The 12,938-nt window shown below is 63.2% G+C and carries 12 protein-coding genes and 1 other RNA gene; 9 read left to right on the forward strand and 4 right to left on the reverse strand.

Translation table 11 applies throughout. The features are described 5' to 3' along the window. Positions 1-10: 10 nt before the first annotated feature. Positions 11-508: a gluconokinase gene (locus AB1286_RS15330; protein WP_430364064.1), complete on the forward strand. Its 498-nt coding sequence runs from the start codon at positions 11-13 to the stop codon at positions 506-508. Positions 509-583: 75 nt separating this feature from the next. Here the strand turns inward: AB1286_RS15330 and purB are convergent, their stop codons facing one another. Together purB and AB1286_RS15340 are read right to left on the reverse strand one after the other, a co-directional pair. After that, positions 584-1,972 (reverse strand): adenylosuccinate lyase, encoded by a 1,389-nt coding sequence (purB, locus tag AB1286_RS15335; RefSeq protein ID WP_430364065.1) that lies wholly within the window; start codon positions 1,970-1,972, stop codon positions 584-586. A 130-nt stretch (positions 1,973-2,102) separates the two neighbouring features. Beyond that, positions 2,103-3,503, reverse strand: coding sequence for an MFS transporter (locus tag AB1286_RS15340; protein ID WP_430364066.1), 1,401 nt, complete (start codon positions 3,501-3,503; stop codon positions 2,103-2,105). 433 nt (positions 3,504-3,936) lie between these two features. Between AB1286_RS15340 and AB1286_RS15345 the strand changes: the two genes are divergently transcribed. The 3 genes from AB1286_RS15345 to AB1286_RS15355 all read left to right on the forward strand — a co-directional run bounded on the left by AB1286_RS15345 (position 3,937) and on the right by AB1286_RS15355 (position 7,287). Continuing rightward, complete coding sequence (locus tag AB1286_RS15345) at positions 3,937-4,896, forward strand: LysR family transcriptional regulator (RefSeq protein ID WP_430364067.1); 960 nt, start codon at positions 3,937-3,939, stop codon at positions 4,894-4,896. Between the two features lie 168 nt (positions 4,897-5,064). Continuing rightward, the gene (locus tag AB1286_RS15350; protein WP_430364068.1) at positions 5,065-6,369 is read left to right on the forward strand and encodes a Glu/Leu/Phe/Val family dehydrogenase; all 1,305 of its coding nucleotides are present in this window, start codon (positions 5,065-5,067) and stop codon (positions 6,367-6,369) included. Positions 6,370-6,561: 192 nt separating this feature from the next. Then, entirely contained in the window at positions 6,562-7,287 is a 726-nt protein-coding gene (locus AB1286_RS15355; protein ID WP_430364069.1) for an amino acid ABC transporter ATP-binding protein, read from the forward strand. A 34-nt stretch (positions 7,288-7,321) separates the two neighbouring features. Here AB1286_RS15355 and AB1286_RS15360 read toward each other — a convergent pair whose 3' ends face one another. Then, complete coding sequence (locus AB1286_RS15360) at positions 7,322-8,227, reverse strand: class II glutamine amidotransferase (protein WP_430364070.1); 906 nt, start codon at positions 8,225-8,227, stop codon at positions 7,322-7,324. 226 nt (positions 8,228-8,453) lie between these two features. On the opposite strand from AB1286_RS15360, the gene pyrC reads away from it, so the two are divergent. The 3 genes from pyrC (at position 8,454) to rnpB (ending at position 10,841) form a co-directional block, all read left to right on the forward strand. Then, positions 8,454-9,524 carry a dihydroorotase gene (pyrC, locus tag AB1286_RS15365; RefSeq protein ID WP_430364071.1) on the forward strand — a complete coding sequence of 357 codons (1,071 nt, stop codon included), beginning with the start codon at positions 8,454-8,456 and terminating at the stop codon, positions 9,522-9,524. Positions 9,525-9,552: 28 nt separating this feature from the next. Next, positions 9,553-10,401 carry a DUF3025 domain-containing protein gene (locus AB1286_RS15370; protein WP_430364072.1) on the forward strand — a complete coding sequence of 283 codons (849 nt, stop codon included), beginning with the start codon at positions 9,553-9,555 and terminating at the stop codon, positions 10,399-10,401. A gap of 28 nt (positions 10,402-10,429) precedes the next feature. Further along, positions 10,430-10,841, forward strand: an RNA gene (rnpB, locus tag AB1286_RS15375) — RNase P RNA component class A. A 61-nt stretch (positions 10,842-10,902) separates the two neighbouring features. Here rnpB and AB1286_RS15380 read toward each other — a convergent pair. Further along, the gene (locus AB1286_RS15380) at positions 10,903-11,325 is read right to left on the reverse strand and encodes an OsmC family protein (RefSeq protein WP_430364073.1); all 423 of its coding nucleotides are present in this window, start codon (positions 11,323-11,325) and stop codon (positions 10,903-10,905) included. A gap of 542 nt (positions 11,326-11,867) precedes the next feature. Here AB1286_RS15380 and rplM point away from each other — a divergent pair. After that, the gene (gene rplM, locus AB1286_RS15385) at positions 11,868-12,296 is read left to right on the forward strand and encodes a 50S ribosomal protein L13 (protein ID WP_102609495.1); all 429 of its coding nucleotides are present in this window, start codon (positions 11,868-11,870) and stop codon (positions 12,294-12,296) included. Between the two features lie 11 nt (positions 12,297-12,307). After that, positions 12,308-12,700, forward strand: a complete 393-nt coding sequence (gene rpsI, locus AB1286_RS15390; protein ID WP_102643874.1) for a 30S ribosomal protein S9 — start codon at positions 12,308-12,310, stop codon at positions 12,698-12,700. Positions 12,701-12,938 lie beyond the last annotated feature (238 nt).

Here is a 12,938-nt window from a genome sequence, read left to right on the forward strand (position 1 = left end):
TGGAACGGCAATGATTGTGATCGTGATGGGTGTTTCAGGCGCCGGTAAGACATTGATCGGCGAGATGCTCGCCGAGCGTCTGAGTTGCAGCTTCGTCGACGGCGACGTGTTTCATAGCGCGGCGAACAAGGAAAAGATGGCGAAAGGGATCGCGCTGACCGATGTCGATCGAGAGCCGTGGCTCGCCGCCATTCGCGCAGCGATCGAAGAGACCGTGCATGCACGGCAATCGCTCGTCGTCGGTTGCTCGTCGCTGAAGCGCGCTTATCGGGACGTACTGCGAGGCGGCGCGCAAGGCGACCGCAATGTGCGCTTTGTCTATTTGAAGGGTTCGTTCGACGTGCTCAAGGAGCGCCTTGCCACGCGCGGCCGGCATTTCTTCAATCCGTCGCTGCTGCGCAGTCAACTCGAGACGCTCGAGGAGCCGGGCGAGGACGAGGCCATCACGGTTAGCATCGAGCTATCGCCGCAAGCCATCGTCGACGAGGTCGCGCCGAAGCTGCATTAGCCGTCGCGCGCGGACATAAAAAAACGCGCCGTCGTTCGACGGCGCGTCTCATGCAATCTGACGTGAACGGGGCGGTTAAGCGATCCGCTTGGCCAATTCGACGGCCTTGCCCGTGTACGACGCGGGCGTCATCGCCATCAACAGCGCCTTTGCGTCGTCGGGAATGGCCAGCTTGGCGATGAATTCTTGCAGCGCCGCGCGCGTGATGCCCTTGCCGCGTGTGAGCTCCTTGAGCTGCTCGTACGGATTTTCGATGCCGAAGCGGCGCATGACCGTCTGCACAGGCTCGGCCAGCACTTCCCAGCATCCGTCGAGATCTTCGTTCAGGCGAGCCGGATTCACCTCGAGCTTGTCCAGGCCGCGGATCAGCGCGTCATAGGCGAGCAGCGAATAGCCGAGTGCGACGCCCATGTTGCGCAGGACCGTCGAATCGGTCAGATCGCGCTGCCAGCGCGAGACCGGCAGCTTGTCGGCCAGATGGCGCAGCGTGGCATTCGCGAGGCCCAGATTGCCTTCCGAGTTTTCGAAGTCGATCGGATTGACCTTGTGCGGCATCGTCGACGAGCCGATTTCGCCGGCCTTCGTCTTTTGCTTGAAGTAGCCGAGCGAGATGTAGCCCCAGACGTCGCGGTCGAGATCGAGCAGGATCGTATTGGCGCGCGCGCAAGCGTCGAACAGCTCGGCCATATAGTCGTGCGGCTCGATCTGAATCGTGTACGGATTGAACGTGAGCTTCAGTCGCTGTTCGATGACGTTGCGCGAGAAGGCTTCCCAATCGAAGTTCGGGTAAGCCGACAAATGCGCGTTGTAGTTGCCCACCGCGCCGTTCATCTTGCCGAGGATTTCGACTTTGGCGATCCGTTCGATCGCGCGGGCGAGGCGGGCGGCGACGTTCGCGATTTCCTTGCCGAGCGTCGTCGGGCTGGCCGGCTGACCGTGCGTGCGCGAGAGCATCGGCTGCTCGGCGTGCGTATGGGCCAGTGCGACCAGGCGGCTTTGCACCGAACGCAGGGCCGGCAGAATCACGTGCTCGCGAGCACCCGCGAGCATGAGGCCGTGCGACGTGTTGTTGATGTCTTCCGAGGTGCAGGCGAAGTGAATGAACTCGCTCGCGCGCTCGAGTTCGGCTTGGCCCTTGACGGATTCCTTGAGCCAGTACTCCACGGCCTTGACGTCGTGGTTCGTGACGCGCTCGATTTCCTTGATGCGCGCGGCGTCATGCGCCGAGAAGCGCGCGACGAGATCGAGCAGGAATTTTTCGGCCGCTTCCGAAAAGCGCGGGATTTCCGCGAAGCCGGCTTGCGAGAGCGCAATGAGCCAATGGACTTCGACGGTCACGCGATGACGCATGAATGCGGCTTCGGAGAGCCAGTCGCGCAGCGCTTCGGTCTTGGCCGCATAGCGGCCGTCGAGCGGCGAGAGGGCGGTGAGGGCAAACAGCGTATCGGCGCGGGTATCGGACATGATCGTCATCGCGCTCGGGGCGCGGGTTCGGGTGCAGAGGGAGAACCCGCGATTTTACCACCGCCGAGGCCGTGCTTAGCGGCGCACTGCCTCGGCCTCTCGGCCTATGTGATGCCGGCCACGCCGAGCGTCATTCGCCGGCCGCGGCCGCGTGGGGAACATGCGCCGCCGGTGCGGCTTCGATCGCTGCGCCGGCCGGGCTAGCCCAGACCAGCCATTGCGCCCGCAGCGCGAGGATCGCGAGGCACGCGCAAGCTGCGAGTGCACCGAACGTCGCGAAGCCCATTTGGTAGCTGCCCGTACTTTCTTTGGCGATGCCCATGACCACGGGCAAATAGAAGCCGCCGATGCCGCCGGCCGCGCCGATCACGCCCGAGAGCAGACCCGTTTTGCCTTTCCAGCGATGCGGCACGAGCTGAAACGTGGCGCCGTTGCCCAAGCCGAACGCGAGGTACAGGCACACGAGAATGGCGATGCCGCCGCCGAGCGGCGGCATCCAGGCGGCGAAGAGGAGATCGGCGGCCGAGATCGCGGCCAACAGCCCGGTCAGTGCGCGTACGCCCGTGACACGGTCGGCCACGTAGCCGCCCACCGGCCGCACGATCGCGCCGAGGAACGCGAGCAGCGACATGAACAAGCCCGCTTCCAGCTTCGGCATTTGATAGAGCGTCGTGAGCAGCAGCGTGACGTATGACGACATGCCGACGAAACCGCCGAACGTAATGCTGTAGACGAGCATCATGACCCACGTATCGCGTTCGGCGAGCACTGCGCGATAGCGGGCGGGCAACAGCGCGATGGCGCCGGCGGCGCCGAGCACCGGCAACAGCAGCACGCCGGTGCGGCCGGAACCGAATACGCCCGCATGAACCGCCAGGACGAGCACGATCAGGCCCGCGAAGATCGTCGCGAAGCCGGCGAGGGCACGCCCGACGCTTCCCGCCTTTTCGCCGCGGTCGTCGCCCCAAGCGAATAGGGCGAGGCCGGCGATCGCGAGCAGCGGCAGCGCGGCCGCCGCCGCATATTGCCAGCCGAGCGCATCGGCGACATGCGGGAACAGGAAGCCGTCGAGCACCGCACCGATATTGCCGGCGGCGGCCAAACCCAGCACGAGGCCCTGAACCTTCGGCGGATAGCTGCTGCCGGCCATCGGCAGCGCGACCGCGAAGCTCGCCCCGCCCACGCCTAGAAACACGCCGAGCACGAGCAAAAGCGTATAGGAGGGCGTTGCGGGAATGAGCGGCAGGACGATCGTCGGCACGGCCGAAAGCAGTACGCCCATCAGCGCGACGCGGCGTCCGTTCGTCGACTGATAGAGGTTGCCGAGCGCCACGCGCAGAATCGCCGCGGACAGCACGGGCACCGCGACGAGAAAACCTTGCTGCGCGGCCGTCATCGCAATGCTCTTACCGATGAACGGAGCGAGCGGTCCGTATAGGACCCAGACGGTGAAGCCGGTGTCGAAGTATAGAAAGCACGCGAGGAGCGAGCGCCAGTTGCCGCTCCGTAGCGCTTGTTGCAAGTTCTTCATGGTCGTCCTCGCGTCGGATGAATCGTGATGGGCGTTGGTGCCGGCGGCCCTTGCCGGGCCGCGCGACGGCTCGCCAACGCAAGCCCTATGCCATCGGTGCCTCCCGGGTTCGGCCCGATGTCCGCAACGCTAAGCCCCGCTTGCGATTGCGGCATTTGCGATGCATTTTTGTCTGAAGTCATGCCGGCGCCCGCCCGTTCGTTCGCGGTGCCGACGAACGCACCTGCATCGCGCGGTCGGCACCGGGGATGTGCCCCGCGCGCGCCGATGGTGCGATGCACCAACGTTGCCACGACAAGGCCCGCCGTGGGTGCCCCTTGCGTCACCGTGCCGCGCGGCACGAACGCCGTGCGGGCAGCGACTGGGGGTACCGGGGGCCGCCCGGTACAATGCGGGCGTCGTTCATCGATCGGCCGCACGGCCCACGCCCCGCATGGAACTGAAATGGCTTGAAGACTTCGTATCGCTCGCTGAGACGCGCAGCTTCAGCCGTTCGGCCGAATTGCGGCATGTGACGCAGCCCGCGTTTTCCCGTCGCATCCAAGCGCTGGAGGCATGGCTCGGCACCGAGCTCATCGACCGGTCGGTCTATCCGACCCGGCTCACGCAAGCGGGGGAAGTGTTCCGCGAACAGGCGCTGGCGATGTTGTCGCATATGCACGAGTCGCGCATCTTGCTGCGCGGGCATGCCGGCGTGCCCGGCGCCACGATCGAATTCGCCGTGCCGCATACGCTGTCGCTGACCTACTTTCCACAATGGCTACAGCGTATCGAGGCCCATATGGGCTCGATCCATACACGGCTGCGCGCGTTGAACGTGCACGATGCCGTCCTGTCTCTGGTCGAGGGCGGCTGCGATCTCGTGATGGCCTACCATCATCCCAGCCATCCCGTGGCGCTCGATCCGGGGCGCTACGACATGCTCACGCTCGGCTTCGAGCCGATCAGCCCGTTTTCGGCGCCGACCCGCGCGGGCCGCGCGCGCTACCTCTTGCCGGGCACGCCCGATGCACCCGTTCCGTATCTGTCGTACACGCCGAATGCGTACCTCGGGCGTATGACCGAAGTGATCGTGGCGAATGCACCGGAGCGGCTCTGTCTGGATCGCGTCTACGAGACCGATATGGCCGAGGCGCTCAAGGCGATGGCGCTCGCCGGACACGGCATCGCCTTCTTGCCCCACAGCGCGGTCGAAGACGCCGTGGCCGCCGGCGAGCTGATTCGGCTCGACCGTACCGCTTCGCGCGGATTGGCCGCCGAACGCTTCACGTTGACGATGGAAATCCGCTTGTATCGCGACAAGCTCGCGAGCAACGCCGACGATCCGCGCCAAGAGCTCGTACGCCGGTTATGGCAGGTCGTCGCCGGCGAGCTCGGCGTGACCCAAGCGTAGCGAACGGCGCGCGGCGCACCCTTGCGGCGTAAGGCGGGGCGCCGCGCCGGGTGCAGGCCGTTATCCGAAGGTTATGCAAGAAATGCATAACGGGATGACCAAACGGCATTGGATTTCAAAAAGCCCTTTTTCGACAATGGCGCACATTCAGTGACCGTTGGAGTGTCCATGTCCTCGCAATTGCAGTCCACCACGTCTGCACAATCGATCCCCTCGTACTTGCATGCCGACGATCTCGGCCCCTGGGGAAACTATCTGCGTCAAGTCGATCGCGTCGCGCCGTACCTCGGTTCGTCGTCGCGTTGGCTCGAAACACTCAAGCGTCCGAAGCGCATTCTCATTGTCGACGTGCCTATCGAACTCGATAACGGCACCGTTGCGCACTTCGAAGGCTATCGCGTTCAGCACAACGTCTCGCGCGGTCCCGGCAAGGGCGGCGTGCGTTACCACCAAGACGTGACGCTCTCGGAAGTGATGGCGCTGTCCGCATGGATGTCGGTGAAGAATGCCGCTGTGAACGTGCCGTACGGCGGGGCGAAGGGCGGTATCCGCGTCGACCCGCGCAAGCTTTCGCGCGGCGAGCTCGAGCGCGTCACGCGCCGCTACACGAGCGAGATCGGCATCATCATCGGACCGAATACGGACATTCCCGCGCCTGACGTCAACACGAACGAGCAGATCATGGCGTGGATGATGGACACGTACTCGATGAACCAGGGCCAAACGGCCACGGGCGTCGTGACGGGTAAGCCGATCGCGCTGGGCGGCTCGCTGGGCCGCCGCGAAGCGACGGGCCGCGGCGTGTTCGTCGTCGGCACGGAAGCGGCGCGCCGCGTGGGCCTCGAGATTCAAGGCGCGCGTATCGCGGTGCAAGGCTTCGGCAATGTCGGCGGTATCGCTGCGCGTCTGTTCGAAGAAGCGGGCGCCAAGGTTGTCGCCGTGCAAGATCACAGCGGTTCGCTCTACAAGTCGAGCGGCATCGATACGAACGCGTTGCTCCAGCACGTGGCGAACACGGGCGGCGTGGGCGGCTTCACGGGCGCCGATCCGCTCGCGAACGACGAGTTCTGGACGATCGAAAGCGACATCCTCATCCCCGCTGCGCTCGAAAACCAGATCACGGAAAAGAACGCGGGCAAGATCAAGACGAAGATCATCGTCGAAGGCGCGAACGGCCCGACGACGACGGCGGCCGACGACATCTTGCACGACAAGGGCGTATTGATCATCCCCGACGTCGTGGCCAATGCGGGCGGCGTGACGGTTTCGTACTTCGAGTGGGTGCAAGACTTCTCGAGCTTCTTCTGGACCGAGGACGAAATCAACCAGCGTCTCGAGCGCGTGATGCGCGAAGCGTTCAATGCCGTGTGGCAAGTCGCGAGCGAGAACAAGGTGTCGATGCGCACGGCGGCGTTCATCGTCGCATGTAAGCGGATTTTGATGGCGCGCGAAATGCGCGGCCTGTATCCCTGATTCCCTATTCGCCACAAGCGAAACGGGTTTGACTTGCCGGCGCGCCCCTCACGGCGTATCCGGCTTCCCCTGGACGGGCGGCATCGAAAAGATGTCGCCCGTTTTTCGTATGCGGCGAGGCCGCGTATCATGCGAAGGCTTCGCCGGTTCGAGCAACGGGCGGCGAGCGTTTTCAGCAAAGGGATCACGGGAATGATTTCGATCAAGCACGTTTCGAAGTGGTACGGCACGTTTCAAGTGCTGTCCGATTGCACGACGGAAGTCGCGAAAGGCGAAGTGGTCGTCGTCTGCGGGCCGTCGGGCTCGGGTAAGTCGACCTTGATCAAGACCGTGAACGGCCTCGAGTCGTTTCAGGAAGGCGAGATCGTCGTCGATGGCCAATCGCTGCGCGATGCCCAGACGAATCTGTCGAAGTTGCGCTCGAAGGTGGGCATGGTGTTCCAGCACTTCGAATTGTTTCCGCATCTGTCGATCATGGAGAACCTCACGCTCGCGCAATTGAAGGTCCTCGGCCGCTCGAAGGACGAGGCGCTCGACAAAGGCTTGGCGCTGCTCGATCGCGTGGGACTGAAAGCGCAGGCCGACAAGTTTCCCGCGCAGTTGTCGGGCGGTCAGCAGCAGCGTGTGGCGATCGCGCGGGCGCTGTCGATGGATCCGGTGGCGATGCTATTCGACGAGCCTACGTCCGCGCTCGATCCCGAGATGATCAACGAAGTGCTCGACGTGATGGTCGAGTTGGCGCAAGAAGGCATGACGATGATGTGCGTGACCCATGAAATGGGTTTCGCGAAGAAAGTCGCGCACCGCGTCATCTTCATGGATCGCGGAGCGATCGTCGAGGACGACCGCAAAGAGGCCTTTTTCGAGAATCCGAAGTCCGATCGCGCGAAAGAATTTCTCGCGAAGATTCTGCACTGAACGCGCGGCCGAGCGGCCGCGCTGCTCGGCGAATTTACGATTCGAAGGCCGCGATGTCGTCGGCGTCCGCGCTGGACGCCGCGAGCGGCGCGCGCATCGAGGCCGAGGCACTTGGATCGCAGGCCGGATTGCGCGCTTTTTCGAGCACGCTCGCCGGCACCGGAATATGCGTTCGCGCCGTGACCTCGCCGTCTTGGAACATCAATAGATCGCCCGGTGCGAACGCCGTCCAGATTTCGTCGTCGGTGAGCGGCTGCGTGGCGATGACGGCGACGCGATCCTCGGGCGTCGTGTACTGCGCGAAATCGATCGACATATCGGCGTCGATCAAATGCGCCGTCGAAAACGGCCAGCGCCGCACGATGTAGTGCAGGTGCGTCGAGCAATGCGCGAAGAGGGCCTGGCCGTTCGACATCAAGAAATTGAACACACCGTAGTTCGTGACCTCGCGCGTGAGTGCGGCGAGCGCATCGAAGAGCTCTTGCAGCGGCGGCTGCGCACCGGGAAACGCGCGACGCAAACCTTGCATCAATGCGCAATATGCGAGTTCGCTGTCGGTCGTGCCGACCGGCTGGTATACGCCGGTTATCTCGGGCCGGTACGCTTGTAAATCGCCGTTATGCGCAAAGATCCAATGCCGGCCCCAGAGCTCCCGCATGAACGGATGGCAATTCTCGAGCAGGATATGGCCTTGGGTCGCCTTACGGATATGCGCGATCGTGTTCTTCGATTTGATGGGATAGCGTTTGACCATCTCCGCGATCGGCGACGTGGCCGACGATTGATGATCGATGAACAACCGACAGGCTTTGTCTTCGAAGAAGGCGATGCCCCAGCCGTCCGCATGATGATCGGTGATGCCGCCGCGGGCGGCGAAGCCCGTGAAGGAGAACGTGACGTCCGTCGGCGCGGCGCAGTTCATTCCGAGGAGTTGGCACATTTTACGGCTGGTGGTGCGTGTGAATGGGCGGGTACGCATGGCGAACCCGCTACAATATGTTTTTTTGAAGCATATACCGAGCCGCCGGCCGAAAAAAGCGAAATCCGCGAGCGTAACGGTGCGGCCGTTGCGGTTTTTCCACGATGGCGCTCGGCTTGCTACATATTTGTTTCCACTTCTCGTTGCCGCGCGGGTTACCCGTTAGGCCTCTAGCCAGATTTTCGCCATGAACGCTTCCGATTCCGCCGCGGGTGCTTGCGCCTCGCTGACCTTGGCCCGTCCCGACGATTGGCACTTGCATTTGCGCGACGGCGAGATGCTGAGCGCCGTGTTGCCGCATACCGTTCGCCAGTTCGGGCGCGCGATCGTCATGCCGAACCTGAAGCCGCCCGTCACCACGGTGGATGCGGCGCGCGCCTATCGCGACCGCATTCTCGCGGCGCTGCCGATCGGCGCGAAGTTCGAGCCGTTGATGACGTTGTATTTGACCGACAACACGCCGCCCGACGAAATCCGGCGTGCGCGCGAGAGTGGCTTCGTGCACGGCGTGAAGCTTTATCCGGCGGGCGCGACGACCAATTCCGATTTCGGCGTGACCGATCTGTCGAAATGCGCGAAGACGCTCGAGACGATGCAAGCAGTCGGCATGCCGTTGCTCGTGCACGGCGAGGTGACGGATTCGACGATCGATTTGTTCGACCGCGAAAAGGTCTTCATCGATCGCGTGATGACGCCGCTGCGCCGTGATTTCCCGGCGCTGAAGGTCGTGTTCGAACACATCACGACGAAGGACGCGGCGCAATATGTGCGCGACGAAGGCGCGCCGGCCGGGCTTTTGGGGGCGACGATCACCGCGCACCACTTGCTCTACAACCGCAACGCGATCTTTCAGGGCGGGATTCGCCCGCACTATTACTGCCTGCCGGTGCTCAAGCGGGAAACGCACCGCGTCGCGCTCGTCGAGGCGGCGACCTCCGGCAATCCGCGCTTCTTCCTCGGCACCGACAGCGCGCCGCACCCGAAGGGCCTGAAGGAGCACGCGTGCGGTTGCGCAGGCTGCTACACGGCGCTGCATGCGCTCGAGCTGTATGCGGAAGCGTTCGACAATGCGGGCGCGCTGGATAAGCTGGAAGGCTTCGCGAGTTTCTTCGGGCCCGATTTTTACGGCCTGCCGCGCAGCAGCGAACGCGTCACGCTCTTGCGCGAGTCCTGGACGCTGCCGGCCGAGATCCTTGCCGGCGAAGCCACCGTGGTACCGCTGCGCGGGGGAGAGGCGATCGGTTGGCGGCTCGCCTAAGACGGACGTAGGCGGCGGGCACGGCACGATGCTGCAAGAATCCTCGGGTGTCCTCGACGGCGGTTTGTCGATCCCCCGCCTTGACCGAATCGATTGGTCGGCACCTTGGCTGGTCCCTTACTCGTCGCGTGGCAGCCGCTGGTGCGACCGAGTGCAAGCGGATCCGGCCGATTATGTCCGGATGCTCGCGCGGCAGGCCGGCGACGCGGGATACGTGACGGGCGAGGGCCGCCCGCTTTCGTTCATCGAACAGTCGGAACTGCCGCATAGCGTCGCCTATGAAGCGCATATCGCTCAAACAGGGGGCGTGCCGACGCGCCGCAACCTGCACGATTTCTTCAATGCGCTCGTATGGTTCACGTATCCGGGCGTGAAGGCAACGCTCAATGCTCGCCAAGCGAGAGCGATCGATCGAAGCGGGGTGGGCGCTGCGCGCGGGGCCGAACGCGACTTCCTCACGCTGTTCGACGAAAACGCGCTGCTCTTCGTTTGCTCGGATCCGTCCTTGGGCGCCGCGCTGAAAGCGTTCGAGTGGCGGCGTCTGTTTCTCGACGAGCGTACGGCATGGGGCGAGCGCTGCGAGGTGCGGGTGTTCGGCCATGCGCTGCTCGAAAAGCTGATCTCACCTTATAAGGCCTGCACGGGCCACGCTTGGATCGTCGCGGCGCCGCCCGAATATTTCGCCTGGGCCGACGAGCGCCGGCAGGCTTGGCTCGATCGCACGGTCGCAGCCTCGCTCGAACACAGTGTCCTCGACGCCGGCCGTTACGCACCGCTGCCTGTGCTGGGCGTCCCCGGATTTTGGCCCGCCAATGTCGATCCGCTCTTTTACGACGACCCGCAGGTGTTTCGCGCGGGGCGGCGCCGGCCGCGTTGAGGCGAGCGATGGTAAACTGCGCGTCAGCAAAGTAGGCCAGGCAGTCGCGGCTTTCCCGGTTCGCGCCGGGAAGGGCGAGGAAAGTCCGGACTCCATAGGGCAGGGTGATGGCTAACGGCCATCCGTGGTGACACGCGGAACAGGGCAACAGAGAGCAAACCGCCGATGGCCCGGCGCAAGCCGGGATCAGGTAAGGGTGAAACGGTGCGGTAAGAGCGCACCGCGTCTGCGGCGACGTAGACGGCACGGTAACCTCCACCCGGAGCAATTCCAAATAGGCAGGCACGCGTCTTCGGATGCAGGGCGGGGCCCCCGTCTTGCCTGCGGGTAGGAAGCTTGAGCGCGTCAGCAATGGCGCGTCTAGAGGAATGGCTGCCACGGTTGCGGTGCCGCAAGGCATCGCAACCGCACAGAATCCGGCTTACCGGCCTGCTTTGCTTTTCACTTCATCTCGCCCATCTCACCGTTATACCCATCGACGATGGGCCGCCGCCCAACGGTTTAGGCCTCGACGATATCGAACGAATGCGTGAGTTCGGCCGTCTTGGCGATCATGATCGAGGCCGAGCAGTACTTGTCGTGCGATAGGTTGATCGCGCGCTCGACCGTGGCCGGGTTCAAATTCTTGCCGGTCACCGTAAAGTGGAAATGGATCTTCGTGAATACCTTGGGGTCTTCGCTCGCGCGCTCGGCCTTCAGCGTCACGGAACAGCCCGCGATCTCCTGCCGGCTCTTTTTCAAAATCATGACGACGTCGTAGGCCGTGCATCCGCCGGTGCCGAGCAGCACCATCTCCATCGGCCGCGGCGCCAGATTGCGTCCGCCGCCTTCCGGCGCGCCGTCCATCATCGCCAAATGACCACTGCCCGTCTCGGCGGCGAAGGCCATGCCATCCGCGCCCATCCAGCTCACTTTGCATTCCATCGCGCAACTCCCGCTTTCTCGTGTTGATGTTCGTTGGATTGGCATTGTAGCCCCGGGGTCGGAGGCGGCGCGTTCGCGCTGAGCGTCACGTTGCATATCACATTATGAGATCTGTTTTCGCTATGCAAATTTTCTTGCCTAGCGGCGCTTCGCTCTGTACAATGCGTTTCATTGATTGTCGCTCTCGACAATCTCCGCATGTCTCCTCCACCCTCCTCCTTAGGTGGATTAAGCCCGAGCCTAGAGTTCGGGCTTTTTTTTGCCTCGGCGCTGCGCGGCCCGCCCCACGCCGCATAGAGCGGCGCGGCCCCGCGGCCCAATTCATAGGACGAATTCGCGAAGATCGGAGCAGCGCCCTTTGGTGCTCCGTCTCGGCCGAGGTGAGAACGCCTTTGACGTGCGCTGTCAAATTCCTTTATAATTCAGGGTTTTCCGCATCCATGCCCGCGGAAGAAGAACAGGGAGAGCCTGCACGGTGCCTCGATGCGCCAACCTAAGCAGGAAAAATACGTAGAAGGGCAGATCAATTTTTTGGATCGATCATGAAGACGTTTTCCGCCAAAGCCGAAGAGGTGACGCGCGAATGGTACGTGATTGACGCGACGGATAAGGTTCTCGGCCGTGTCGCCAGCGAAGTGGCACGCCGTCTTCGCGGCAAGCATAAGCCTGAGTTCACCCCGCACGTCGACACCGGTGATTTCATCATCGTTATCAACGCCGGCAAGTTGAAGGTCACGGGCAACAAGACCACCGACAAGAAGTACTACCGTCACTCGGGCTACCCGGGCGGCATCTACGAAACGACGTTCGGCAAGATGCAAGAGCGCTTCCCGGGCCGTGCGCTCGAGAAGGCGGTCAAGGGCATGCTGCCGAAGGGCCCGCTCGGCTACGCGATGATCAAGAAGCTGAAGGTCTACGCTGAAGCCACGCATCCGCATTCGGCTCAACAGCCGAAGGCGCTCGAGATCTAAGGGGAGCCCACATGATCGGTAACTGGAACTACGGTACGGGCCGCCGCAAAAGCGCCGTCGCTCGTGTCTTCATCAAGGCAGGCAAGGGCGACATCGTCGTCAACGGCAAGCCCATCGCTGATTACTTCTCGCGCGAAACGTCGCTGATGATCGTGCGTCAGCCGCTGGAACTCACGAACCACGCCACGACGTTCGACATCAAAGTCAACGTGTCGGGCGGCGGTGAAACGGGTCAAGCGGGTGCCGTTCGCCACGGCATCACGCGCGCGCTGATGGACTACGACGCAACGCTGAAGCCGGCTCTGTCGAACGCTGGCTTCGTTACGCGTGACGCTCGTGAAGTCGAACGTAAGAAGGTCGGCTTCCACAAGGCACGTCGCCGGAAGCAATTCTCGAAGCGTTAATCGTTTCGACGCGCACCGCTTACCGAGCGGTGCGCCGCCGAAAAGCCGCCGTTGCATGCGCACGGCGGCTTTTCGTTTTTTCCGGGCGGCTCGCCTCGATGCGAAACGACCGGTCTACCGCTGGCGACCGGCGCCGCGTGCTCGAGAACCCATTGCATTCATAGGGTTACCGAAGACGGACAGAGCACGAGTTGGCGAAGGGCCATACAATAGCGCTAGAAGCTTTTTTGGAGAGTTC

Origin of the sequence: Trinickia sp. NRRL B-1857, from assembly GCF_050470685.1 — a bacterium.
In the GTDB taxonomy this organism is placed as follows: domain Bacteria; phylum Pseudomonadota; class Gammaproteobacteria; order Burkholderiales; family Burkholderiaceae; genus Trinickia.

Coding starts and splice junctions, on each gene's coding strand:
- rpsI (WP_102643874.1), top strand. CDS start 12,308: ATGATCGGTAACTGGAACTACGGTACGGGCCGCCGCAAAAGCGCCGTC.
- purB (WP_430364065.1), bottom strand. CDS start 1,972: ATGTCCGATACCCGCGCCGATACGCTGTTTGCCCTCACCGCCCTCTCG.
- AB1286_RS15380 (WP_430364073.1), bottom strand. CDS start 11,325: ATGGAATGCAAAGTGAGCTGGATGGGCGCGGATGGCATGGCCTTCGCC.
- AB1286_RS15370 (WP_430364072.1), top strand. CDS start 9,553: ATGCTGCAAGAATCCTCGGGTGTCCTCGACGGCGGTTTGTCGATCCCC.
- AB1286_RS15360 (WP_430364070.1), bottom strand. CDS start 8,227: ATGTGCCAACTCCTCGGAATGAACTGCGCCGCGCCGACGGACGTCACG.
- AB1286_RS15345 (WP_430364067.1), top strand. CDS start 3,937: ATGGAACTGAAATGGCTTGAAGACTTCGTATCGCTCGCTGAGACGCGC.
- AB1286_RS15340 (WP_430364066.1), bottom strand. CDS start 3,503: ATGAAGAACTTGCAACAAGCGCTACGGAGCGGCAACTGGCGCTCGCTC.
- AB1286_RS15355 (WP_430364069.1), top strand. CDS start 6,562: ATGATTTCGATCAAGCACGTTTCGAAGTGGTACGGCACGTTTCAAGTG.
- rplM (WP_102609495.1), top strand. CDS start 11,868: ATGAAGACGTTTTCCGCCAAAGCCGAAGAGGTGACGCGCGAATGGTAC.
- AB1286_RS15350 (WP_430364068.1), top strand. CDS start 5,065: ATGTCCTCGCAATTGCAGTCCACCACGTCTGCACAATCGATCCCCTCG.
- pyrC (WP_430364071.1), top strand. CDS start 8,454: ATGAACGCTTCCGATTCCGCCGCGGGTGCTTGCGCCTCGCTGACCTTG.
- AB1286_RS15330 (WP_430364064.1), top strand. CDS start 11: ATGATTGTGATCGTGATGGGTGTTTCAGGCGCCGGTAAGACATTGATC.